This is a genomic window from Pseudomonas fjordensis (genome assembly GCF_976987115.1).
Map to the genome: position 1 here is coordinate 3,908,168 of NZ_OZ336860.1, position 21,164 is coordinate 3,929,331.

A 21,164-nucleotide genomic window follows, 5' to 3' on the forward strand; every position below is an offset into this window, starting at 1 on the left:
TGTTACAACGGGATCCGCCATAGCAGGCCCAGAAAAAATCAAGGCGACGGACCAACCTATCCAAGTGCTTACTCGCATAGACACCTCACGTGCTTCTGCTAGCCCAATGCCAGCTCACAAGTTATAGCCCACCAAAACCAAATTGCCACCACCGGCCACCGGAGGGCGGCGCTTACCCGAGGTAAACGAAATGCCTGTACGCCATAGCGTCATCCACAAGATCGACAAGAAGCCAGACGGCACCCCGGCCGTTCTGTTCCTGGGCGCATCCGAACAAGTCGAAAGCCAGGCCCGCGACGATCTGATGAGCCAGCTCAACGAAAGCTACAACGCCACCGCCGGCAAGGGCTGGGGCTTCTTCCATGCTGAATCGGGGGCTTTCCCATTGAGCGGCTGGCTCGGTAAGTACCTGGCAGGAGTCAGTGACTTCCTCAAGTTCAGCACCATCGCCGTCGAGCACCTAGCCAAGTTGATGGAAGGGTCGAACCTGACCACCGGCGGGCATGCCCTCTTCTGCCACTACCAGCAAGGCCTGACCGAATACCTGATCATCGCCCTGGTGCAGGAAACGGAAGCGGTGACCATGACCGAAGAACTCAGCCTGCTGACAATCAAGCGCCTTGACTTGGATCACATCCGCCTGGCCGCGCGCATCAACATCAGCGAATGGCAGGCCAACCGTCAGTCGAAGCAGTACATCTCGTACCTCAAGGGCAAGCAGGGCCGGCGACTCAACGATTATTTTCGCGACTTCATCGGCTGCCAGGAAGGGATCGACGGCCCAAGCGAAACCCGGACCTTGCTCAAGGCGTTCAGCGACTTTGTTGAAAGCGAGGACATGGTCGAAGATGCGGCCCGCGAGAAGACGCACACCCTGGTCAGTTACTCGATGGCCCAGGCCAAGCTGGGCGAGCCCATCACACTCGACGAACTGTCGGGCCTGATCGACGAAGACCGACCGAAGAGCTTCTACGACTTCATCAAGGCCAAAGACTACGGGATTTCCGAAACCCTGCCGCCGGACAAGAAGACCCTCAACAAATTCCGTCGATTCACCGGCCGGGCTGAGGGCCTGTCGATCAGCTTCGAGGCGCACCTGCTGGGCGACAAGATCAAGTTTGACGAAATCGGTGACACGCTGACGCTGCGCGGGCTGCCCACTCAACTGGCCGAGCAGCTCAAGCGCGCGGCAGCCTGACACCAACCGCAGCGCCGCCCTCTCGAAGGGGGCGGCGCTTGACTGGATAAATTTACCGACTCGCTTTTTCTGAGCGAAAAACTTTCCCGTATGCGTAAAAGCCAGCAGTAATTTCGGCTATCGCCATGACGCCATAGACCGCGCCGAACATGAAGGATGAAACGATAAACCCGAGCCCAACAAGGAAAAGTAGAACTTCAGAAATAATCTCAGTTTTCTTTCTCCAAGATGGCCCTCGAGCCTCAACAAAACCACCTACAAATCCGATCAGTATTCCAACAACAATTTTCGCAAACATCATCGTTCCTTGATCCGGCTCCATGCCGGTCACCTGATATAGCCCAGCCGAATAGACATTGCCAATGCCTGCTACGGGAAGCACGGCACGTGTTAGACCCCAAACCTAATCTGGCTCGATGCCATTTTTGTAAATGGATGATTGCCTAAGTTTGCCTTGCTATGAAGCTCGTAGATCAAGCCCCTGCAGGCATCGAAACATTTCCGCGCGTTAGGAGTGGTCAAAGCAATTTGCCAGCCAACAGGGATCTGCCGAGAGTTCTCGCCCCCAATAGACGCAGGTAACTCTAAAGAAAACTTATGTGTTTCGGTTCTACCGTGAGCCATTTCGTTTCGAAACTTGATCGCCTCGGCAACGTCCGGATAAGCACCATCGATACTTGAATCCGGCAAGCCAACCTTCTCGCGAAGCCTTCGGTACTTGTTCCAGACTGTGGTGCGGTTTTTCTTGTCGTTCCACTCAGGATATCCAAGTAGATCACCTAGGTGATTGAAATACGCCTCTACTAGAAAGCTGGATAGTATCAAAGAATTCAATAGGTTATAGCTCTGCCCTTCCTCACTTTCTTCCGCCGACGTCAGCGCGGCACGGGCCCCTACGTGAAAAAATGTGTAGGTGAATAGTCTGGTTTCTCCGGTAACGCTTCCTGCCATTTTTCTATCTCCCTAACCAGTCAAATGTCTGTCACTTGTAATACCCCATATCAACGAATCACGCCAGCCGGCGAGGCAGGCGCGCGCATGGAGCAATTATGAATCCTTACCTGATCACCGGCCCGGCACAGATCGGCATCAGTGGCGGTCGCACCAGCGGGCACATGGTCTACAAGATCCTCGAAGCCCACAGTGGTGTGCTCCCGCAAGATGTACATCTGTGCTTCCAGAACACCGGAAAAGATCGCGAGGAAACGCTGGTCTTCATCGACCAGATGGCCAAGCGCTGGGATGTGCACGTTACCTGGATGGAGTGGTGCCGAGTATACGGGCAGCCGGATGACGCCCCCTGGTACAAGTTGGTGGACTTCGCAACCGCAAGCCGCAACGGCGAGCCCTTCGCCATGATGCTGGACTACTTCGCCGAGTACCGAGCACAGGAAAAAGGGCTACCGATGTGGCTTCCCAACTTCTCTAACAACGCGTGCACCGCTTACTTGAAAATCAAGATCGGCGAGAAGCACATGCGCTCGCTGGGTTACGACGAATGGGATTGCGTGATTGGCATTCGAAAGGATGAGCCTGGACGCTACCACCGCATGATGGCAGCTAACGCAAAGGGCGGCGCCCGCTGGGACAGCGTCTGCCCATCCTATACCGCGGGCATTATGAAGGAAGACGTGGCGGCCTTCTGGCACGCGCAAGACTTTGACCTCGGCATGGATTCAGACCTAGGCAACTGCGATTTGTGCTGGAAAAAGGGCGAAGACAAGCTGTTCAAGGCCATCCAGGCCGAGCCAGAACGCGTGATCTTCTGGTCCGGCCTGGAAAAGAAGCTCAATCAGGTGTTCCGAATGGATCGTCCGAAATACTCACACTTGGCCTGGTATGCCGAGAACTACAAAGGCCAGATGGATGCGTTTGGCTATTCCCAAGACATCGACTGTTTCTGCGGCGACTGAGCCTATCTATCTTCAGCTGTAGATCTTGAGGCATGGTCTCTTTGACCATAAATCGCAACAAGACGACTAGGTTCCATACGCGGGCTTGCTGAATTAATAGTAGCCTGGCTAGTACTTGCCGGCACGGAATTCAAAGCAATTATCGCCACAACCAAGCTTCCAAGCGATATCAGGGCAGCAAGAATTGCCACAACAACAGCAAGTCCAGCGTTTCGGTTACAAAAATCGAGCGCCTTGTCCCACCATCCCATAGCAGCACGCCTGTATCCCTCCTCCGTGAAGAAAAACGCCATCGACCTAGCGTCTTTGCGTACATGGCCTTTCGACTCAAGCTCTTTCATGAGTTGTAGGTACAGGTAGGTGGTGCGGTTCCCATCTTCCACGCGAAGCTCAGGCATATCTTTCGCAAACAAGCCTTCAGCCAGGAAACTAAACGGGCACTGATCAAGATTTCGGACCCCGTGACCGTGCTTACTCACATATCTCTTATAGAGCAAACCGAGCAGCTTTTCCTCCATCCCTTTCTTTATATGCCCGGACACAGCAGACCTCTCAAGAGTAAAAACCCCAAGTTTATCAGCTCTCCGATGCCAAGGAACAATGACAACAGCTATCGACCTGTCCGCCGGACTAGGCGGATCCACTTGGGTAAGGTCATGGGCATATTCATCGGCATGCCCTACAACCGGCGCATAATCCTACCCGTCCGGCGCGCCACTTCCTGAAAGGAGCACATCCGTACCCCACCCGAAAAACCTGTAACCCCTCCCCCTTCAAAGTCAGCCGCTATAGCGGCAAGGACACCTCATCACGGGTACGGGCAAAAGTCTCCAAGGCTATCCCGGGCAATTTTTACTGCGTACTCAAGCAATTCTAGGGGAACACTTTGCTCAAAGAGGCTTACTTCAAAGCGCAACGTTTCGTCATTCCGAAAGATCTCGAACATCTGCGTTCTGTCACCTTCCCAGCACTCTAAAGCCAAGCCATCGTGACCTTCGACGATGCTTGAGGCACGGCAAAAACGGTATTCAATTCCGTGTACGACCACATCTCACCTCCATTTCTAAGGAGGCAACGATACCTCTCCCCTCTATGAATTTGATAGCCGCTATGGCGGCAAGGACGAAGTCATGCCTGAAGAGATCAACAAAGCCTGGCCGGACCACTTCCGCTATATCGACACCATTGGCCCGGAAGGCCTGGAGGTGCACTGCATCACCTATCAGGTGATCGGCGAGACGGCGCAGTGTTTCTACATCGGCGATACCCATACCTGCGACCTAGTCAAAGGTCCTCAATATAGCTGGACTGCTGAGGCGATCAAGAAACGTCGCAAGCGCGTGCTGAAAGAAGGTGGCGAGTGGGCCCGGCGCTTCGCCTACACCGACAAGGCGCTAGCGCTGCGCTCGTACAAAGCCCGAAAGTCCTGGCAGATGAAGCATGCCCAGTTATCTATGGAGCGCGCCAAAGCAGCAATCGGCTACTTCGGCAACCATGAGGTGGAAAGCACCATACCGGCCGAGGCCGTGACCATCCCAAGCGAATACATTCAGGGCTTGAACTGGGGTGATTATTGATGATCGCCACCCTCTGGTTCGCCTACGTCTTCATCTACAAGGGGCCAAGGCCATGAGCAATCGAATCGTTTGCCAGTTCAGCTGCGGTGCTGCTTCGGCGGTGGCTACCAAGCTAGCTCTGGCCGAATATGGCGCAACCCACGACGTGCAGATAATCAACGCCTTCCTGGCCAATGAGCACGAAGACAACCGCCGATTCGCCCTGGACTGTGAAGCTTGGTTCGGGCGCCCTGTAACTGTGCTTCGAGATGAAAAGTACGGCGCCGACATCCTTCAGGTATTCCACCGCGAGCGATTCATGAAGGGACGGAACGGCGCGCCCTGCACCAAGTTGTTGAAGCGGCGCCTGCTGGATGCCTGGAAGCAGCCGGGAGACGTGATGGTGTTCGGTTACACCGCCGAAGAGGTTGAACGCCTTGAGGACTTCCGCGACCGAAACCCAGACCGGCCGGTGATTGCGCCGCTGATTGATGCCGGTCTGGGAAAGGAGGATTGCAAGGCAATGGTTCTGCGCGCAGGTATCAAGTTGCCGCTGATGTACCGCCTGGGCTACGACAATGCGAACTGCATTGGCTGCGTGAAAGGTGGTGAAGGCTATTTCCGCGCGATAAGGCAAGATTTCCCGGAGCAGTTCGAAGCGCTGTGTCGGGTGCAGGACGACCTCGGCGAGGGTTCATATCTGTTTCGCAACCGCACCACCAACGTGCGGTTTTCCCTCCGCGAGCTGGGCGACGGCCCGGTGCGTCGTAACGAGAAAATCCCGTCTTGTTCGTTCTTCTGCGAGATGGCAGAGGCCGACCTCGCCGCAGCACCCTAACCCCAATCCCCCTACACGCCTGCCGGTGAGCGTCGTCAGGGCAACTGACTGTCGATCCATCGTTCAGCTGCCGCCATCGCGTCATCAAGTGCTGCCGGATAGTCAGGCCAAGGGCCTTCCAACTTTGCTGCAACCTCACCCAAGCCATTGATGGGTGCTGGTTCAATGATCTTTGCAGCAACAGGGCTCTGGTCGTTCGGGCGACGCCAGTCGAACTTGAGAAAAATCACGTGGCCCCGGTAAGCGTGCGCTATCGGAGCATCGAAGTTGTGTGACACGTCCATGCCTCATCACGAACTTAGTTGAACCCTTTTGTACACCGCTTCGGTCCTGTTTGAAAGATAGGCAGAAAGCTATCACTCCAATCCCCTATATGCCGCCCCGCGCGGCTAGGACACACCCCATGTTCGCTATGAAACTCACCCTGACTGTACTGGGCGCCCTGTTGTACTTGGTAGGAACCCTTGGCTGGTTCTTCTGGGCCGGGCCTGACCTTGTTGGCACAGGCACCACCGAGGCGCTGCTCTACGCGTTTGCCGGCACATGCGCCTGGTTGCTGATCAGCTTCGGCCTGGCAATCCACATCATCCAAACAGCGCGGCCCGCGGGCTCACTCGACAAACCAGAGGCATAGAGGTGCACATGATGGAAATGCAAAGCGAAACCCTTGCCGAAGAAGAGATCGCGGCAATCACTGGCTATATGATCCCGTCGCGACAGATCGCCTGGCTCAACCTGAATGGATGGAAGTACGTGCTGACGCGGGCGCGCCGGCCAGTAGTGGGCCGGGTATACGCCCGGATGAAGCTGGCAGGCGTAAAACCCTCAGCAGAAAACGTTGCGGCCGAAGCCTGGTCGCTGGACTTGTCACGAGTAGGATAAAAAGATGCGAGCGAAAAAGGCGGCAAACAGGGACCTGCCGCCGCGAATGATTCGGCGCGTACGCACGCTGAAGGGTGGCAAAGAGTGGGTTGGCTATTACTACGACGGGAGGAATGAAGACGGGAAGCGGGTGGAAATCCCGCTTGGGGGTGATTTGGATATCGCCAAGGCTGAATGGGCAAAGCTTGATTGCAAGCCGGTACCGAAGAAGAACGCCCTGCTGGCCCAGGTGTTTGACCGGTATGAACGAGAGATAATCCCAGGCAAGAAGCCCAAGACCCAAAGCGATAATCTGCTGAGCCTCAAACAGCTGCGCAAGGCTTTCAATGACGCCCCTATTGACGCAGTTTCGCCACAGATCATCGCGCAGTACCGGGACGGCCGAACCGCCAAGGTCCGGGCCAATAGGGAGATATCCCTATTATCCCATATCTACAACATTGCGCGGGAGTGGGGACTCACACAGAACAACCCTGCCGCCGGCGTGCGCAAGAACAAAGAGGTGCCGCGTGACTTTTACGCCAGCGAGGAAATCTGGAGCGCCGTGTATGCAGTCGCAGCCTCGGAACTACGTGACGCTATGGACCTGGCCTACCTGACTGCTCAGCGCCCGGCGGATACGCTGTCCATGCGGGAGGCGGACGCCGTGAACGAATTCCTGCAGGTGTCCCAAGGAAAGACATCGAAGAAACTACGCATTCGCCTAACCGCTGCCGGCGCACTCAATGATCTGGGCGCCTTGGTTGCAAGGCTGATAGAGCAAAGACGCTCCCGGGGCGTACGAAACCCTTACCTAATAGTCACCGAAGACGGCAGGCAGGTGACGAAGCACATGCTCCGGCTACGCTTTGACGATGCTCGCGACAAAGCAATCGCCATCGCCAGAGAGGCAGGCGATGGTGTTCTTGCATCCAGTATTCGACAGTTTCAGTTCCGTGACATCCGCCCGAAAGCTGCCAGTGAGATTCTGGACCTGGGCGATGCCAGCCGCCTGCTGGGGCATACGGACAAGCGGATAACCGAGACGGTTTACCGTCGTGTTGGGGAGATTGTGAAGCCGACACGCTGACCGCGATCAGCGCTAGGTTGCGGAAACCGCCGGAAATGATGCGGAAACGATCAGTCTGTTGAGGTTTTTCTGAGACAAACCCCAGAAACGCAAAAGCCCCGCTTTCGCGAGGCTTTCGTGTAAATCTTGGCGGGAAACCAGGGATTCGAACCCTGGGAACGCTATTAACGTTCGCCGGTTTTCAAGACCGGTGCATTCAACCACTCTGCCAATTTCCCTTGTGCATCACAGGATTATAGTAGCCCATCCCGTGTCAGCGGGCGCCATAATACCCGAATGAAACACACTGTCAAACTCTCTGCATCGCTTGTTACAGGGCGTCTGTTATGATCTTTGCGACTGAACGTTTCAAAACTGAAGGAGTGTCGCCATGCGCGAACAGAATTACGCAGTGAATGGCAACGCGCAGGCTGAGCAGCTTGAAGTCAGCCGCGTGTTGCGCAACACCTACGGCTTGCTCGCCCTTACCCTCGCATTCAGCGGCGTGATGGCTTACGTGGCCCAGCAGATGCGCGTCGGTTACCCGAATATCTTTGTCGTGTTGATCGGCTTCTACGGTCTGTTCTTTTTGACCAACAAGCTGCGTGACTCGGCCTGGGGCCTGGTGTCGGCGTTTGCCTTGACCGGTTTCATGGGCTTTATCCTCGGCCCGATCCTTAACCGTTACCTGGGCATGGCCGGCGGTGCGGAAGTGGTCAGTTCGGCATTTGCCATGACCGCCCTGGTGTTTGGTGGTCTGTCGGCCTACGTGCTGATCAGCCGTAAGGACATGAGCTTCCTGGGTGGCTTCATCACCGCAGGTTTCTTCGTGTTGCTGGCGGCCGTGGTGGCCAGCATGTTCTTCCAGATCAGCGGCCTGCAACTGGCGATCAGCGCGGGTTTTGTGCTGTTTTCCTCGGTGTGCATCCTGTTCCAGACCAGCGCCATCATCCACGGCGGTGAGCGTAACTACATCATGGCGACCATTAGCCTGTATGTGTCGATCTACAACCTGTTCATCAGCCTGTTGCAGATCTTCGGCATCATGAGCCGCGATGACTGATCAGCCAGCGCCATAAAAAATGCCCCGTATCGCGAGATACGGGGCATTTTCATTTTCAGGCCCGATAAAGCTCAGTACTGATTGGGTTCCATCTCCAACTCGACCTTGAAGCGCTTGAAGATATCTTGCTGGATGCTTAGCGCCAGGCTGGCAATCTCCCGCCCGGTGGCAGTGCCGTAATTGACCAGCACCAGCGCTTGCAGCTTATGCACGCCCGCATCGCCCTCCCGGAAGCCCTTCCAACCGGCCTTGTCGATCAGCCAGCCGGCGGCGAGTTTCATTTGGCCGTCGGCCTGAGGGTAGGCCACCAGGTCCGGGTACTGGCTTCGCAGCTCTACAGCCAGGGCTTGAGGTACCAGCGGATTCTTGAAGAAGCTGCCCGCATTGCCCAGCTCCGCCGGGTCTGGCAGTTTCTCGCGGCGAATGCTGCAGATCGCGCGGCTCACATCGCTTGGCGTGGCGTGGGTGATGCCCTGCGCGGTCAGGCGCTGTTGCACGGGGCCGTAGTCGAGTTTCAGGTGAGTGGCGCGGCTAAGGGCAAAGCGCACCCGCAGGATCAGCCAGCGCCCGACTTCGTGCTTGAACAGGCTGTCACGGTAGGCAAAGTTGCATTCGTCCAGGCTGAAATCCCGCAGCTCGCCCGTCTGGCGGTCCAGGGCGGTGAGGCCGACGAAGACATCCTTGATTTCTACGCCATAGGCACCGATGTTCTGCATCGGCGCCGCACCGACCGTGCCGGGGATGAGGCTGAGGTTTTCCAGGCCGCAGAAGCCGTGTTCAAGAGTCCACAGTACAAACGGATGCCAGGCTTCGCCCGCTTCGGCTTCGACCACCACGTGCGTGCCATCGTCGCTCAGCACGCGAATGCCCTGGGTCGCCATACGCAACACCAGCGCCGGAATATCCTGGGTCAACAGTAAATTGCTGCCGCCACCGATCACCAGCAACGGCACCGCGTGCGCGGCGGCATAGGCGAGGGCCTCGCGCACGTCAGCATCACTGTGGGCCTCGGTGAACAATTGCGCGTTCACATCGATGCCAAAGCTGTTGAATGGCTTGAGCGATACCTGCGCAAGCACTTGCAAGGTCATAACCGCCCCTTCAATTCGATCACCAATAAATCACAGGCGCGTTCAATCAGGTCCAGGACCCGTTCGAAACCTTGCTCACCTTCATAGTAAGGGTCTGGCACTTCGTCCACTTCGCCAGCAAAGCGACGCAGGAACAAATCCAGCTCTGCCTTGCCCTGCCCCGGCTGCATGGCCTTGAGGTTGCGCAGGTTGCTGCTGTCCATGGCCAGGATCAGGTCATAGCGGGCAAAGTCCGCGCGGGAAACCTGCTGTGCACGCTGGCTCGACAAATCATAACCTCGCGCCAGCGCCGCACGCTGGCTGCGCTGGTCCGGTGGGTTGCCGACATGCCATTCGCCGGTACCGGCAGACGCCACCTCAACCTGGCCCGCCAAGCCGGCTTCGCGCAATTTATGGCGCAAGATGCCTTCAGCGGTTGGCGAGCGGCAGATATTGCCCAGGCATACAAACAGAACTTCCATCAGGCGCCCAGCAGGCGACGGACGCGTTCGAGGTCTTCCTGGGTGTCGACACCGGCTGGCGGTGCTTCCAAGGCATCGCCCACGTGGATACGCACGCCGTGCCAGAGCGCACGCAGTTGCTCAAGGGACTCGGTGTTTTCCAGCCAGCACGGGCCCCAGCTGACGAAGTCATGCAGGAAACCGGCGCGGTAGGCGTAAATGCCGATGTGGCGGCGATACGGCACACCTTCCGGCAACACGTCAGGGTGCTTGGCGAAGGCATCCCGTGCCCAGGGCAGCACTGAGCGACTGAACGTCAAGGCCAGGCCGTTGATATCGCTGACCACCTTCACCACGCTCGGGTTGAACAGCGTCTCAAGGTCTTCGATCGGCTCGGCCAGGGTCGCCATGCGCGCTTCGGCGTCGGCAGCCAGGTTGGCCGCGACCTGGTCAATGATGCTCGGCGGGATCAACGGCTCGTCACCCTGCACGTTCACCACAATGGCGTCGGGTGCCAGGCCAAGCTTGGTCGCCACTTCGGCCAGGCGGTCAGTGCCGGAATTATGGTCTTCGCGGGTCAGTACCGCTTCGGCGCCAAAACCTTTGCACGCCTCGATAATACGAGGGTCATCGGTGGCCACTACCACGCGCTCGGCGCTACTTTTGCACGCTTGCTCCCACACCAGCTGGACCATCGGCTTGTCGCCGATCATTTGCAACGGTTTGCCCGGCAGGCGCGTCGAGGCATAGCGCGAGGGAATCACAACGGTAAAGGCGGTGGTCATTTATCCAGGCGCTCATCGGTGGTCAGGGTACGGGCTTCGCTTTCGAGCATGACCGGGATGCCATCACGGATGGGGTAAGCCAGGCCGGCACCTTTGCTGATCAGCTCGGTTTTGTCGGCGCTGAGCTTGAGCGGGCCTTTGCAGATCGGGCAAGCGAGGATATCGAGCAGTTTGGTGTCCATGAGTGTTTCCTGGAAAGAAGCGTTTTAAGGCAAGAGACGGTTGGGCAGCAGACGCATCAGCTGCGTGTCGAACCAGGCGACGAACGCCGGCGACGGTACCGCATCCACCGCAAGGTACCACCAGTCGGGCTGGGCAAAGGCGCGGCACTTCACCGCGTCCTTTTCGGTCATGACCAGCGGCAATGACGGGGTAAAACTCAAGACCTCGGCGCTGTAGGGCGCGTGGTCGGCAAAAGCATGGGGCAGCGGCTGCCAGTGTAGCGTTTCAAGGGTATTGAAGAAACGTTGCGGGTTGCCTATGCCGGCCACCGCATGCACCTGCTGGCCCTGCGGGAAATAGGTGACCGGCTGGCGCTCGCCGCTGTGCAGGTTGACCAGCGCTGTGGGCTGCAGGCGGAAGGCAAAACCCTCTTCACGGTCCGAGGCGGCACCGTTATAGAGCACCGCATCCACACTGTGCAGGCGCTCCACTGGTTCGCGCAACGGCCCGGCAGGCAGGCAGCGGCGGTTGCCGAGGCCGCGGGCGGCATCGATCAGCACCAGTTCAAGGTCGCGTGCCAGGCGGTAATGCTGCAGGCCGTCATCCGAGAGGATCAGGTCCAGGGGCTCACTGGCCAGCAGGGCCTTTACCGCGCGACTGCGATCGGGGTCGATCATCAAAGGGACGCCACTGCGCTGCACGATCAGCAAGGGTTCATCACCGGCCACCTCGGCACTGTGGTCGGCCTCGACCCGCCACGGCAACTGCGGCGGCTTGGCACCGTAGCCTCGACTGACCACGCCCACGCGTAAACCGCTGCGGCGGCAGTGCTCGATCAACCACAGGATCAACGGCGTCTTGCCGGTGCCGCCTACCGTGATATTGCCCACCACGACCACCGGCACCGGCGCTTGATAAATCTCGCCCTCGCCTGCCACAAAACGCGCACGCTTACGTTGCACCACGCGGCGATACAGCGATTCCAGCGGCCGCAACAATGCCAGTGCCGGGTGGCCCTCGTACCAGGCCTTGAGTAAGCGCTCGGACATGGCCATCAGGGCGGGCTCGCCGCCTCGACGGTGGTCATGCGCAAATGGCTGAAGCCGAGCTTGCCGGCAGCGTCCATGGCGGTGATCACCGCTTGATGCGGGGTCTTGCCATCGGCGCTGATGGACAGCGGCAATTGGGTGTCGCCGCCGGACTCCTTCTGCAAGGCCTCCATCAGGCTGGCAAGGTCGTTTTTCTCCAGCAACTGGTTATTCACCGAAAACACCCCTTCGGCGCTGATGGCGATGTCCAGTTGCTTGACCTGCTGGTCTTCGGCAGGCGAGCCGCTTACCGCTTCAGGCAAGTCGACACGCAGCTGGGTTTCGCGGGTGAAGGTGGTGGTCACGACAAAAAACAGCAGCAGGATAAACACCACGTCAATCAACGACGCGAGGTTGATATCGACATTCTCCCGTTGCTTGCGGCGAAATTTCACGCTTTGCCCTCGACCAGGTCTACATCACGGTCGCCCTGCACCACTTCTACCAGCTTGATGGCTTCCTGTTCCATACCGACCACCAGCTCATCAATGCGCCGCTGCAGGAAACGGTGGAAGAACACCGAAGGGATCCCCACCATCAAGCCCGCGGCAGTGGTGATCAGGGCCTTGGAGATACCCCCGGCCAGTACCGACGCGTTGGTGGTCATGCCCGAGCCCGTGAATGCACTGAAGATATCGATCATGCCCAGGACCGTGCCGAGCAAACCCAGCAACGGCGCCATGGCGGCGATAGTGCCAAGGGCGTTGATGTAGCGCTCCAGCTCATGGATGACCCGGGCGGCTGCTTCTTCAATGCACTCCTTCATGATCTCGCGACCATGCTTGGAATTGGCCAGGCCGGCGGCGAGGATTTCACCCAGTGGCGAATTGGCACGCAGTTCCTTGAGCTTTTGCTTGTCGAGCTGCTTGTTCTTGATCCAGCCCCAGACTTGCCCCAGCAAGTGCTCGGGGGTGACGCGACTGGCGCGCAGGGTCCACAGGCGTTCGGCGACGATGCCGAGTGCGACGATGGAGCTCAGAATGATCGGCAACATCATCCAGCCGCCGGATTTGACCAATTCCCACACAGTGAATGTCCCCTCGAAAAAGTGCGCCACTTTACCATATAGGGTCAACAGAGGGGTTCACCGGCTACAGGTCCGTCTGTCGCGGTTCGAGACCTTGGCAACGCCTGATTACGGTAACGGTTCGCGCCAGAAACGACGTTGGCTGCGCGCAACCGTCGCCGGCACAAACGCCCCCAGGCGCAGGCGCACGGCCCCCTGTTCTGCACTGTCATACACGCGGCTGCCCAGCGCTTGGTAGCGTTCCAGGACCTGCGGATGAGGATGGCCGAACGTATTGCTGCGCCCGCGGGAAATCAACACCGAGGTGGGCGCCAACCGCTGCACGAAAGGCCAGGACGAAGAACTGCGGCTGCCATGGTGCGGGGCTTGTAGCCAGTCGGTCGGAACGGCCAGCGGGGAAGCCAGAAATGCCTGCTCAGCGGCGCGATCAATGTCGCCGGTGAGCAGCAGGCGTTCGCCATTGGCCTGGACGTGCAGCACGCACGACCTCGGATTGCCCTCAAGCCCACCCGCCCACTGCCACAGTTCAAACCACACCCCGTCCCATTCCCAGCGCTCGCCGCTGCTACAGGGCTGGGTGGCGAGAAAGGCTGGCAAGCCCTCGGTTTCGCCGCCCACCACGCGTTTGACGGGCAGCCCCCGAGCCACTGCTGCCGCACCACCGGCGTGATCGGCGTCGGCATGGCTGAGCAGCATCATGTCCAACTGCCCTACCCCGAGTTTTTTCAACGACGGCAACACGACGCGCGCGCCGAGGTCGACAGGCCCAGAGCGCGGCCCTGCATCGTAGAGCAAGGTGTGGTGGCGGGTACGCAGGATCAGTGCTTGCCCCTGGCCGACATCCAGTTGCAGCACCTCGACCTGTCCGTGGGGCACCCACTCCCGGGGCGGAAAAACGGCCATCAACAGTATGGGCCAGCCCAACACCCGGAACGGCACCCCTTTGGGCAGCAGTAACACCACCGCGCCCACCAGGCTGACCAGCCAATACCCCTGCGGCACCTCGGGCGGCACCCAGGCCGGCAATTGCCCGGCCAGCAACGCCAGGCCCTTGAACAATCCGTCCAGCGCGCCGCCGGCCAGCCACAGCACAGCTTCCCCCGCCAGCGGCACCCACAACAACGCCGTGCCCAGCAGCGCCAGGGGCAGCACCACCAGGCTGATCCACGGCACGGCAAACAGATTGGCCACCGGTGCGCTGAGGCTGATGGGCAGACCCAGCACCAGCAACACCGGAAACAAGCCAATGGCAATCAACCACTGGGGCCGGGTCCACGCCTGCCAGACGCTCCACGGCCCCAAGCGCCCGCCGAACGCCAGCAGCAACACCGCGACCGCTGCAAACGACAGCCAGAACCCCACCTGCAGGCTGGCCAGGGGCTCCAGCACCAGCACGCCGTTCAGCGCCAGCAACAACGGCCACCACAGCCCCAAATGGCGAAAACGCAAACGCCACAGCAGCACCAGGCCGACCATCACACAGGCCCGCTGCACCGGCACACCAAACCCTGCCAGCAGGCCATAACCCAACGCTGCGCCAAATGCCAGGCCGCACGCCCACGGCAGCCACGGCCAGGTTCGGGGCCAGCAACCATAGCGCGCCAAAACCGCGACCAAGCCGTAGATCAAGCCCGCCAACAAGCCGATATGCTGCCCGGAAATCACCAGCAGATGCACCGTGCCCGTGTCCTGCAACACCTGCCAATCCTCAGGCGCCAGGCCGGAACCGTCGCCCAATACCAGCGCCGCCAAGCCTGCCTCGCGGCCTTGGGCATCCACCGCCATCAGGCGCTGGCGAACAGCATCGCGCCAGGCATTGCGGGCCGGTGCGAGACGTTCACCGTCTTTTACCGTTGCAGTGGCACCGATACGCTGGGCCAGCAGCCAGGCTTCATGGTCAACCCCATGGAAATTGAGCAGGCCCGCAGGCCGCTTGAGCGTCAACGCCAGGCGCCAGCGTTCGCCGCTGTTGACCACTGGCCCGCCGTGCCAGGACACGCGAATACGTTTGGGCAGCCGCCCCTTGCGCGACCGGCCGTCGGCCAGTTCAAAGCGCACGCCCGTACCCGTCTGCTGAGGCAAGCCGACCACACGCCCCTCCACCCAGCGAGTCTGCCCGTCGAGGGCCGGCTGCAGTCGATCATCCAGCGCCCGCTGCGCGCTGAAGCAAGCCCAACTCAAGCCCACCAGGAAAAACGCCAAGGGATAGGACCGAAAAGGCAACAGCATCAAGGCCAGCACCAGCATGGCCAATAGCCCGGCGCCGGGCGGCAGCGCCGGCAACCAACGCAACGTCAGCAACCCCAGCGCCAACGCCAACATCCCTGTCTTCATGGATCATCCTTTTCCCGTGATCCACTCAGTCTTAGCCGGCTGAACGACAGCGCCTATGATGTTTTGTCACAAAGTCTGAATTTTCTGTTTATAGAATCCGGGCATACTTGCCCCTCGAATTGACCTGGACCCCTTATGCCCCGGCGCTTATTCAAACGGTACATGCCCGATCCCAGCAGTATCAGGGAACACAAGTCATTACAGTTTCTTGGCACGCTGCTGCATGACCCCAACCTCTGGCACCTGAACCGGCACTCCGTGGCGCGCGCCATGGCGGTGGGTCTGTTTGCGGCGTTTATCCCGATTCCGTTGCAGATGTTGCTCGCCGCAGTGCTCGCGATCTCGGTGCGCGGCAATATGCCTATCGCCATCAGCCTGGTGTGGTTGACCAACCCCATCACCATGCCGGTGGTGTTCATCTGCACCTATATGACCGGCGCCTGGCTGATGAATGTACCGCCACGCAGCTTGCCCGATAACCTGACGTGGGAATGGATCAGCGGCCAGTTGAGCACACTGTGGCAGCCATTCTTGCTGGGTTCGGTGGTATTAGGGGTAGTTTTGGGCGCCCTGGCCTATTGCCTGACCATGGCGTACTGGCGCTGGTGGGTGGCGCACCAGTGGAAAAAACGCAAACTGCGCCGGCGCTGAGCGCTAACGGGCCAGCAAACGCAAATGCACCCGCAGGCCCTGCCCGGTATTTTCCGCCCATAAGCGACCGCCCTGGCGCTGCACGGCGTTGCGGGCAATGCTCAGGCCCAGACCGAAACCGCCATCGCCGGGCCGCGAGCCGTCCAGGCGGGTAAAGGGCGCGAAGATGCGCTCCAAGTCCCCCTCCGCAATCCCCGGGCCCTGATCCTGCAGCCAGATATGCCAATAGTCTCCTTCACGACAGCCGTCGAGTTTCACGCAGCCGCCCGTGGGCGAGTGGCGTATGGCGTTGCGCAGGATATTTTCCAGGGCCTGGGCCAGTGCATTCAGGTTGCCGCGCACCCAGCTGTCTGCCGGTAGCAGGCACGGCAAGCGCGAGGCCGGCCAACCGCTTTCAAAACACGCGTTCTCACGCAATATGTCCCATAACGCCTGGAGCTGAATATCTTCCTGGGGCAGCGGCGTCGTTTCGCTGTCGAGCCAGGCCAGTTGCAGGCTGTCTTCCACCAGGCGCTGCATGGCGTCGATTTCCCGGCCCAGGCGTTCGCGCAGTCTGGCCAGGTCTTGCTCACTGTCGCAGGCCACCCGCAGGCGGCTCAAGGGTGTGCGCAGTTCATGGGACATATCGCGCAGCAACTGCTGCTGCAAACGCACCGTGCCCTGCAAGCGTTCGGACATGTGGTCAAAGGCGCGGCCCAGCTCGCCCAATTCATCCTGACGGCTGGTGGCATCACGGGACATCCGCGTATTGAGTTGGTCGGCACGCCAGGCATTGGCCTGCTCGCGCAATTGATTGAGGGGCATGATCAGCAGCCGATAGAGGCCGATGCACAGCAACAGGGTAAACAGACCGGGAATCACACCATTGGTGACCACTCGCCAGAACAGTTGATAGCGCCCTGGCATAAAGCGCTGCGGCAATTCGATCACCAGCGACCCCGCGCCAGGGTCGACCGGAAAAGGCACCTTCATCCAGGGCAAACCGATGACATGCCGGCTGACCGGCCAATCCAATCCGCGCAAGAACGTCAGGCGCTGGCTTTCCTTATCACTCAAGGGCGTGCTGCCCAGGGACTGCAAGTCGTTACCGATCACGCCAACCCAGGTGCTTTCACGCTCGGCCATTCGCTGCAGCCAGGCGTCCACGCCAGCGCTGCCCTGTGTGCTCCAGGCCAGCTCGGCGCCCGCGGCATAGCCAGTGAGAATCTCCCGCGACTTGTCGGACAGGTACGCACTCTGCTGCTCCATGTAGCGGCCCCACGACCAACTGAGCCAAATCATCAGCAAACAGAAGGCGATCAACAGGCAGGCCAGCTTCCAGAACAACGAGTGTTTGCCTGGCAGTCGCTCAAAGCCCTTCATCGTGACCGCTCAGCACGTAGCCCTTGCCCCACACGGTGCGCACTTCACGCTCGATGTAACCGATGGCCTTGAGCTTGCGGCGGATCTGGCTGACGTGCATGTCGAGGCTGCGGTCATGGGGCGCATAACCGCGCTGCAACACCTGCTGATACAGGAAAGCTTTGCTGAGGACTTCTTCGGTATTGCGGTGCAGGGTTTCCAGCAGGCGGTATTCGCTGCGCGTGAGCGCGGCCCACTGGTCCTGGCAGGACACATCGCAGCGCTCATCATCAAAGTGCAGCACCCGGGTATCTTCGGGTGCCGGGGCACGCGGCGGCTCGGGTCGGCGGTCCAGGGCAACACGGCGCAGAATCGCTTCAATACGCACGCACAGTTCAACCATGCTGAACGGCTTGGGCAGATAGTCGTCCGCGCCCAGGCGAAAACCGCTGATACGATCGGCCTCAGCGCCCAGGGCCGACATCAGGATCACCGGCATGGCGTGGCTCTGGCGCAAATGGGTGAGGATCGACAAACCGTCCAGCCCCGGCAGCAGAATGTCCATCAGCACCAGGTCGAAGGCCTGGGCGCGGGCCAGTTGCAGGCCCTGCTGACCGTTCCGGCACCAGGTCACCTGGAAGCCACTGCGGCCAAGCTGCTCGTGCACGTAGGCGCCCAACACAGGGTCATCTTCGATGGTCAGGATACTGGGTAGGCCAATTGCTACGGGAGTCATTAGCGTCTGCAAGTCATTCTCAATCATTGATTATTCAAGATTAAACGTTCACAGGCAATCGCCACCCGGCGCCGAATGGCCCGAAGATTGCCGCATGTCATTAATTTGCAAGATTCCAGGCCGCGCAAATGGCTACACTGCGCAGGTGGCGCGGGCCGGATGCCGGCGTGGATGATTGATAACAACGTGGTAGCAGGAGAGTGGCGTGCTTAGAAGAATGGGGATAAAAGGCCGCGTACTGTTGCTGACCTTATTACCGACCAGCCTGATGGCGCTGTTGTTGGGCGGCTATTTCACCTGGATGCAGCTCTCGGAGTTGCAGACCCAGTTGCTGCAACGCGGCGAAATGATCGCCGAGCAATTGGCCCCCTTGGTGGCACCTGCCCTGGGCCACAACAACACCGACCTGCTGGAGCGTATCGCGACCCAGTCCCTGGAGCAGCCGGATGTGCGCGCCGTGTCGTTCCTGGCGCCAGACCGCTCCTCCCTGGCCCACGCCGGCCCGACCATGCTCAACCAGCCACCCACCGGCAACAGCTCGCACCTGTTGCAGCGCACCGGCAACGATGCCACTCGCTATCTATTGCCGGTGTTTGGCCGCCATCGCAACCTGGCGGGCGAGCTGATTCCGGATGAGGCCGACCGCCTGCTGGGTTGGGTCGAAGTGGAGCTGTCTCACAATGGCATGTTGCTGCGTGGCTATCGCAGCCTGTTCGCCAGCCTGCTGCTGATCGCCATCGGCCTGATGTGCACCGCCGCCCTCGCCCTGCGTATCAGCCGTACCATCAATTCGCCGATTGGCCAGATCAAGCAAGCAGTGGCCCAACTCAAGGACGGCAACCTGGAGACACGCTTGCCTCCCTTGGGCAGCCAGGAGCTGGACCAGCTCGCGTCGGGCATCAACCGCATGGCCGAAACCCTGCAAAATGCCCAGGAAGAGCTGCAACACAGCATCGACCAGGCCACCGAAGACGTGCGCCAGAACCTGGAAACCATCGAGATCCAGAACATCGAGCTGGACCTGGCACGCAAGGAAGCCCTGGAAGCCAGCCGTATCAAGTCGGAGTTCCTGGCCAACATGAGCCATGAAATCCGCACGCCGCTCAACGGCATCCTCGGTTTTACTCACTTGCTGCAAAAAAGCGAGCTGTCGCCGCGCCAGTTGGATTACCTGGGCACTATCGAAAAGTCTGCGGATAACCTGCTGGGCATCATCAACGAAATCCTCGATTTCTCGAAGATTGAAGCCGGCAAACTGGTGCTCGACAGCGTGCCTTTCAACCTGCGCGACTTGCTGCAAGACACCTTGACCATCCTCGCCCCCGCCGCCCATGCCAAGCAGCTCGAACTGGTGAGCCTGGTGTACCGCGACACGCCGCTGGCGTTGGTGGGCGACCCGCTGCGGCTCAAGCAGATTCTGACCAACCTGATCAGCAATGCGATCAAGTTCACCCGCGAAGGCACCATCGTGGCCCGGGCCATGATCGAGGATGAGCAGGAAGACAGCGTGCAATTGCGCATCAGCGTGCAGGATACCGGCATCGGCCTGTCCAACCAGGATGTGCGCGCCCTGTTCCAGGCATTCAGCCAGGCCGACAACTCGCTGTCGCGCCAGCCCGGCGGCACCGGTTTGGGCCTGGTTATTTCCAAGCGGTTGATCGAGCAGATGGGCGGCGAAATCGGCGTCGACAGCACGCCGGGGGAAGGCTCCGAGTTCTGGATCAGCCTGAACCTGCCCAAAACCCGCGACGACGTCGAAGATTTGCCCGCCGCGCCGCTGCTGGGGCGGCGTGTGGCCGTGCTGGAAAACCACGAACTGGCGCGCCAGGCCCTGCAACATCAGTTGGAAGACTGCGGCCTGGAAGTCACCCCTTTCAATACCCTGGAAAGCCTGACCAACGGCATCACCAGCGCGCACCAGACCGAACAGGCCATCAGCCTGGCGGTGCTCGGTGTCACGGCCAATGACATTCCGCCCGAGCGCCTCAACCAACACCTGTGGGACCTTGAACACCTGGGCTGCAAGGTGTTGGTGCTGTGCCCGACCACCGAGCAGATGCTGTTCAACCAATCGGTGCCCAACCCCAACAGCCAATTGCAGGCCAAGCCCGCTTGTACGCGCAAGCTGCGCCGCTCCCTGGCCGACCTGATCAGCCCGCGCCCTTCGCGCAGCGAACCCGGTGAGCCGTTGTCCAGCCGTGCGCCACGGGTGCTGTGCGTGGACGACAACCCGGCCAACCTGCTGCTGGTGCAAACCTTGTTGGAAGACATGGGCGCCAAGGTGCAGGCGGTGGAAAGCGGTTACGCGGCGGTCGACGCCGTGAAGCAGGAAACTTTCGATTTAGTGTTGATGGACGTGCAAATGCCCGGCATGGATGGCCGCCAGAGCACCGAGGCGATCCGCCAGTGGGAAAGCGAGCGCCACGGCACGCCGCTGCCGGTGGTAGCCCTCACGGCACACGCCATGGCCAACGAAAAACGCGCCCTGCTGCAAAGCGGCATGGATGACTACCTGACCAAACCCATCAGCGAGCGGCAATTGGCCCAGGTGGTATTGAAATGGACCGGCTTGGCTTTGCGTAACCAAGGCCCGGAGCGCACCCACGAAGGTGCGGCCCAGGGCGTGCAACTGTTGGTACTCGACCACGAAGAAGGCCTGCGCCTGGCCGCCAACAAGGCCGACCTGGCCGCCGATATGCTCGCCATGCTGCTGGCCTCCCTGGAGGCTGATCGCCTGGCGATTACCGTCGCCCGCGAAGCCAATGACAACCACGCCTTGATCGAACGCGTTCACCGCCTGCACGGCGCCACCCGCTACTGTGGCGTGCCGCAATTGCGGGCCGCCTGCCAGCGCGCCGAAACCCTGCTCAAGCAGGATGACGCCAAGGCCATGGCTGCGCTGGATGAACTGGACATGGCGATTGCACGGTTGGCCAGTGAAGCCAGGGTCAGCGCCTGACTACTGTAGGAGCGAGCTTGCTCGCGAAAAACCAGAGAACACCGCGTTAAAC

24 protein-coding genes and 1 tRNA gene are annotated in these 21,164 nt (G+C 59.9%); 10 read left to right on the plus strand and 15 right to left on the minus strand.

Going from position 1 to position 21,164, the window contains the following annotated elements; translation table 11 throughout:
* Positions 1–190: 190 nt before the first annotated feature.
* Entirely contained in the window at positions 191–1,198 is a 1,008-nt protein-coding gene (yejK, locus tag ACWHXD_RS17545; RefSeq protein ID WP_186931860.1) for a nucleoid-associated protein YejK, read from the plus strand.
* Between the two features lie 52 nt (positions 1,199–1,250).
* Here the strand turns inward: yejK and ACWHXD_RS17550 are convergent, their stop codons facing one another.
* Both ACWHXD_RS17550 and ACWHXD_RS17555 read right to left on the minus strand, forming a co-directional pair.
* Positions 1,251–1,520: a hypothetical protein gene (locus ACWHXD_RS17550; protein ID WP_222615147.1), complete on the minus strand. Its 270-nt coding sequence runs from the start codon at positions 1,518–1,520 to the stop codon at positions 1,251–1,253.
* Between the two features lie 68 nt (positions 1,521–1,588).
* Positions 1,589–2,149: a hypothetical protein gene (locus ACWHXD_RS17555; RefSeq protein ID WP_186931859.1), complete on the minus strand. Its 561-nt coding sequence runs from the start codon at positions 2,147–2,149 to the stop codon at positions 1,589–1,591.
* 98 nt (positions 2,150–2,247) lie between these two features.
* On the opposite strand from ACWHXD_RS17555, the gene ACWHXD_RS17560 reads away from it, so the two are divergent.
* Positions 2,248–3,111 (plus strand): adenine nucleotide alpha hydrolase family protein, encoded by an 864-nt coding sequence (locus ACWHXD_RS17560; RefSeq protein WP_186931858.1) that lies wholly within the window; start codon positions 2,248–2,250, stop codon positions 3,109–3,111.
* Positions 3,112–3,113: 2 nt separating this feature from the next.
* Here the strand turns inward: ACWHXD_RS17560 and ACWHXD_RS17565 are convergent, their stop codons facing one another.
* On the minus strand, positions 3,114–3,629 hold the full coding sequence (locus tag ACWHXD_RS17565) for a hypothetical protein (RefSeq protein ID WP_186931857.1): 516 nt from the start codon (positions 3,627–3,629) through the stop codon (positions 3,114–3,116).
* A gap of 612 nt (positions 3,630–4,241) precedes the next feature.
* Here ACWHXD_RS17565 and ACWHXD_RS17570 point away from each other — a divergent pair.
* Both ACWHXD_RS17570 and ACWHXD_RS17575 read left to right on the plus strand, forming a co-directional pair.
* Complete coding sequence (locus ACWHXD_RS17570) at positions 4,242–4,688, plus strand: hypothetical protein (RefSeq protein WP_186931856.1); 447 nt, start codon at positions 4,242–4,244, stop codon at positions 4,686–4,688.
* Between the two features lie 52 nt (positions 4,689–4,740).
* On the plus strand, positions 4,741–5,505 hold the full coding sequence (locus ACWHXD_RS17575) for a hypothetical protein (RefSeq protein WP_019816725.1): 765 nt from the start codon (positions 4,741–4,743) through the stop codon (positions 5,503–5,505).
* Between the two features lie 35 nt (positions 5,506–5,540).
* On the opposite strand, the gene ACWHXD_RS17580 is transcribed toward ACWHXD_RS17575, so the two are convergent.
* A complete protein-coding gene (locus tag ACWHXD_RS17580; RefSeq protein WP_019816724.1) occupies positions 5,541–5,789 on the minus strand; it encodes a hypothetical protein in 249 nt (82 codons plus the stop codon).
* 119 nt (positions 5,790–5,908) lie between these two features.
* On the opposite strand from ACWHXD_RS17580, the gene ACWHXD_RS17585 reads away from it, so the two are divergent.
* From ACWHXD_RS17585 to ACWHXD_RS17595, 3 genes are read left to right on the plus strand one after another with little or no spacing between them, the layout of a single operon-like run.
* Positions 5,909–6,139 (plus strand): hypothetical protein, encoded by a 231-nt coding sequence (locus ACWHXD_RS17585; protein WP_019816723.1) that lies wholly within the window; start codon positions 5,909–5,911, stop codon positions 6,137–6,139.
* Between the two features lie 11 nt (positions 6,140–6,150).
* On the plus strand, positions 6,151–6,387 hold the full coding sequence (locus ACWHXD_RS17590; protein ID WP_032872120.1) for a DUF4224 domain-containing protein: 237 nt from the start codon (positions 6,151–6,153) through the stop codon (positions 6,385–6,387).
* Between the two features lie 4 nt (positions 6,388–6,391).
* Positions 6,392–7,456: a tyrosine-type recombinase/integrase gene (locus tag ACWHXD_RS17595; protein WP_499084363.1), complete on the plus strand. Its 1,065-nt coding sequence runs from the start codon at positions 6,392–6,394 to the stop codon at positions 7,454–7,456.
* 127 nt (positions 7,457–7,583) lie between these two features.
* Here ACWHXD_RS17595 and ACWHXD_RS17600 read toward each other — a convergent pair.
* Positions 7,584–7,674 (minus strand) — tRNA-Ser (locus tag ACWHXD_RS17600).
* Positions 7,675–7,826: 152 nt separating this feature from the next.
* On the opposite strand from ACWHXD_RS17600, the gene ACWHXD_RS17605 reads away from it, so the two are divergent.
* Positions 7,827–8,498 carry a Bax inhibitor-1/YccA family protein gene (locus ACWHXD_RS17605; RefSeq protein ID WP_003192030.1) on the plus strand — a complete coding sequence of 224 codons (672 nt, stop codon included), beginning with the start codon at positions 7,827–7,829 and terminating at the stop codon, positions 8,496–8,498.
* A gap of 71 nt (positions 8,499–8,569) precedes the next feature.
* On the opposite strand, the gene murB is transcribed toward ACWHXD_RS17605, so the two are convergent.
* The 8 genes from murB to ACWHXD_RS17645 all read right to left on the minus strand — a co-directional run bounded on the left by murB (position 8,570) and on the right by ACWHXD_RS17645 (position 15,425).
* Positions 8,570–9,589: a UDP-N-acetylmuramate dehydrogenase gene (gene murB, locus ACWHXD_RS17610; RefSeq protein WP_138761643.1), complete on the minus strand. Its 1,020-nt coding sequence runs from the start codon at positions 9,587–9,589 to the stop codon at positions 8,570–8,572.
* Positions 9,586–10,050 (minus strand): low molecular weight protein-tyrosine-phosphatase, encoded by a 465-nt coding sequence (locus tag ACWHXD_RS17615; RefSeq protein ID WP_138761644.1) that lies wholly within the window; start codon positions 10,048–10,050, stop codon positions 9,586–9,588. Before ACWHXD_RS17615 ends, murB begins: the two co-directional genes overlap by 4 nt.
* Positions 10,050–10,814: a 3-deoxy-manno-octulosonate cytidylyltransferase gene (gene kdsB / locus ACWHXD_RS17620; protein WP_056783729.1), complete on the minus strand. Its 765-nt coding sequence runs from the start codon at positions 10,812–10,814 to the stop codon at positions 10,050–10,052. The genes ACWHXD_RS17615 and kdsB overlap by 1 nt, the downstream gene beginning before the upstream one ends.
* A complete protein-coding gene (locus ACWHXD_RS17625) occupies positions 10,811–10,996 on the minus strand; it encodes a Trm112 family protein (protein WP_003174668.1) in 186 nt (61 codons plus the stop codon). Before ACWHXD_RS17625 ends, kdsB begins: the two co-directional genes overlap by 4 nt.
* Positions 10,997–11,020: 24 nt before the next feature.
* Positions 11,021–12,031, minus strand: a complete 1,011-nt coding sequence (gene lpxK, locus ACWHXD_RS17630) for a tetraacyldisaccharide 4'-kinase (protein ID WP_138761645.1) — start codon at positions 12,029–12,031, stop codon at positions 11,021–11,023.
* Positions 12,031–12,459 carry a flagellar polar localization protein PocB gene (locus ACWHXD_RS17635; RefSeq protein ID WP_014718877.1) on the minus strand — a complete coding sequence of 143 codons (429 nt, stop codon included), beginning with the start codon at positions 12,457–12,459 and terminating at the stop codon, positions 12,031–12,033. Before ACWHXD_RS17635 ends, lpxK begins: the two co-directional genes overlap by 1 nt.
* Positions 12,456–13,091 (minus strand): flagellar polar localization protein PocA, encoded by a 636-nt coding sequence (locus ACWHXD_RS17640; protein ID WP_003192043.1) that lies wholly within the window; start codon positions 13,089–13,091, stop codon positions 12,456–12,458. The genes ACWHXD_RS17635 and ACWHXD_RS17640 overlap by 4 nt, the downstream gene beginning before the upstream one ends.
* A 108-nt stretch (positions 13,092–13,199) precedes the next feature.
* The gene (locus tag ACWHXD_RS17645; protein WP_238344538.1) at positions 13,200–15,425 is read right to left on the minus strand and encodes a DNA internalization-related competence protein ComEC/Rec2; all 2,226 of its coding nucleotides are present in this window, start codon (positions 15,423–15,425) and stop codon (positions 13,200–13,202) included.
* Between the two features lie 135 nt (positions 15,426–15,560).
* Between ACWHXD_RS17645 and ACWHXD_RS17650 the strand changes: the two genes are divergently transcribed.
* The gene (locus ACWHXD_RS17650) at positions 15,561–16,076 is read left to right on the plus strand and encodes a DUF2062 domain-containing protein (RefSeq protein WP_003192045.1); all 516 of its coding nucleotides are present in this window, start codon (positions 15,561–15,563) and stop codon (positions 16,074–16,076) included.
* A 3-nt stretch (positions 16,077–16,079) separates the two neighbouring features.
* Here the strand turns inward: ACWHXD_RS17650 and ACWHXD_RS17655 are convergent, their stop codons facing one another.
* Positions 16,080–17,438 (minus strand): sensor histidine kinase, encoded by a 1,359-nt coding sequence (locus ACWHXD_RS17655; RefSeq protein WP_032896708.1) that lies wholly within the window; start codon positions 17,436–17,438, stop codon positions 16,080–16,082.
* The gene (locus ACWHXD_RS17660; RefSeq protein WP_032897887.1) at positions 17,425–18,153 is read right to left on the minus strand and encodes a response regulator transcription factor; all 729 of its coding nucleotides are present in this window, start codon (positions 18,151–18,153) and stop codon (positions 17,425–17,427) included. Before ACWHXD_RS17660 ends, ACWHXD_RS17655 begins: the two co-directional genes overlap by 14 nt.
* Positions 18,154–18,358: 205 nt before the next feature.
* Here ACWHXD_RS17660 and ACWHXD_RS17665 point away from each other — a divergent pair, with 205 nt between their 5' ends.
* Positions 18,359–21,112 carry a response regulator gene (locus tag ACWHXD_RS17665; RefSeq protein WP_032896707.1) on the plus strand — a complete coding sequence of 918 codons (2,754 nt, stop codon included), beginning with the start codon at positions 18,359–18,361 and terminating at the stop codon, positions 21,110–21,112.
* The last annotated feature ends 52 nt before the right edge of the window (positions 21,113–21,164 follow it).

Coding starts and splice junctions, on each gene's coding strand:
- ACWHXD_RS17625 (WP_003174668.1), bottom strand. CDS start 10,996: ATGGACACCAAACTGCTCGATATCCTCGCTTGCCCGATCTGCAAAGGC.
- ACWHXD_RS17660 (WP_032897887.1), bottom strand. CDS start 18,153: ATGACTCCCGTAGCAATTGGCCTACCCAGTATCCTGACCATCGAAGAT.
- murB (WP_138761643.1), bottom strand. CDS start 9,589: ATGACCTTGCAAGTGCTTGCGCAGGTATCGCTCAAGCCATTCAACAGC.
- ACWHXD_RS17590 (WP_032872120.1), top strand. CDS start 6,151: ATGGAAATGCAAAGCGAAACCCTTGCCGAAGAAGAGATCGCGGCAATC.
- ACWHXD_RS17655 (WP_032896708.1), bottom strand. CDS start 17,438: ATGAAGGGCTTTGAGCGACTGCCAGGCAAACACTCGTTGTTCTGGAAG.
- ACWHXD_RS17605 (WP_003192030.1), top strand. CDS start 7,827: ATGCGCGAACAGAATTACGCAGTGAATGGCAACGCGCAGGCTGAGCAG.
- ACWHXD_RS17645 (WP_238344538.1), bottom strand. CDS start 15,425: ATGAAGACAGGGATGTTGGCGTTGGCGCTGGGGTTGCTGACGTTGCGT.
- ACWHXD_RS17595 (WP_499084363.1), top strand. CDS start 6,392: ATGCGAGCGAAAAAGGCGGCAAACAGGGACCTGCCGCCGCGAATGATT.
- ACWHXD_RS17575 (WP_019816725.1), top strand. CDS start 4,741: ATGAGCAATCGAATCGTTTGCCAGTTCAGCTGCGGTGCTGCTTCGGCG.
- ACWHXD_RS17570 (WP_186931856.1), top strand. CDS start 4,242: ATGCCTGAAGAGATCAACAAAGCCTGGCCGGACCACTTCCGCTATATC.
- lpxK (WP_138761645.1), bottom strand. CDS start 12,031: ATGGCCATGTCCGAGCGCTTACTCAAGGCCTGGTACGAGGGCCACCCG.
- ACWHXD_RS17615 (WP_138761644.1), bottom strand. CDS start 10,050: ATGGAAGTTCTGTTTGTATGCCTGGGCAATATCTGCCGCTCGCCAACC.
- yejK (WP_186931860.1), top strand. CDS start 191: ATGCCTGTACGCCATAGCGTCATCCACAAGATCGACAAGAAGCCAGAC.
- ACWHXD_RS17565 (WP_186931857.1), bottom strand. CDS start 3,629: ATGGAGGAAAAGCTGCTCGGTTTGCTCTATAAGAGATATGTGAGTAAG.
- ACWHXD_RS17550 (WP_222615147.1), bottom strand. CDS start 1,520: ATGGAGCCGGATCAAGGAACGATGATGTTTGCGAAAATTGTTGTTGGA.
- ACWHXD_RS17555 (WP_186931859.1), bottom strand. CDS start 2,149: ATGGCAGGAAGCGTTACCGGAGAAACCAGACTATTCACCTACACATTT.
- ACWHXD_RS17580 (WP_019816724.1), bottom strand. CDS start 5,789: ATGGACGTGTCACACAACTTCGATGCTCCGATAGCGCACGCTTACCGG.
- ACWHXD_RS17650 (WP_003192045.1), top strand. CDS start 15,561: ATGCCCCGGCGCTTATTCAAACGGTACATGCCCGATCCCAGCAGTATC.
- ACWHXD_RS17585 (WP_019816723.1), top strand. CDS start 5,909: ATGTTCGCTATGAAACTCACCCTGACTGTACTGGGCGCCCTGTTGTAC.
- ACWHXD_RS17560 (WP_186931858.1), top strand. CDS start 2,248: ATGAATCCTTACCTGATCACCGGCCCGGCACAGATCGGCATCAGTGGC.
- kdsB (WP_056783729.1), bottom strand. CDS start 10,814: ATGACCACCGCCTTTACCGTTGTGATTCCCTCGCGCTATGCCTCGACG.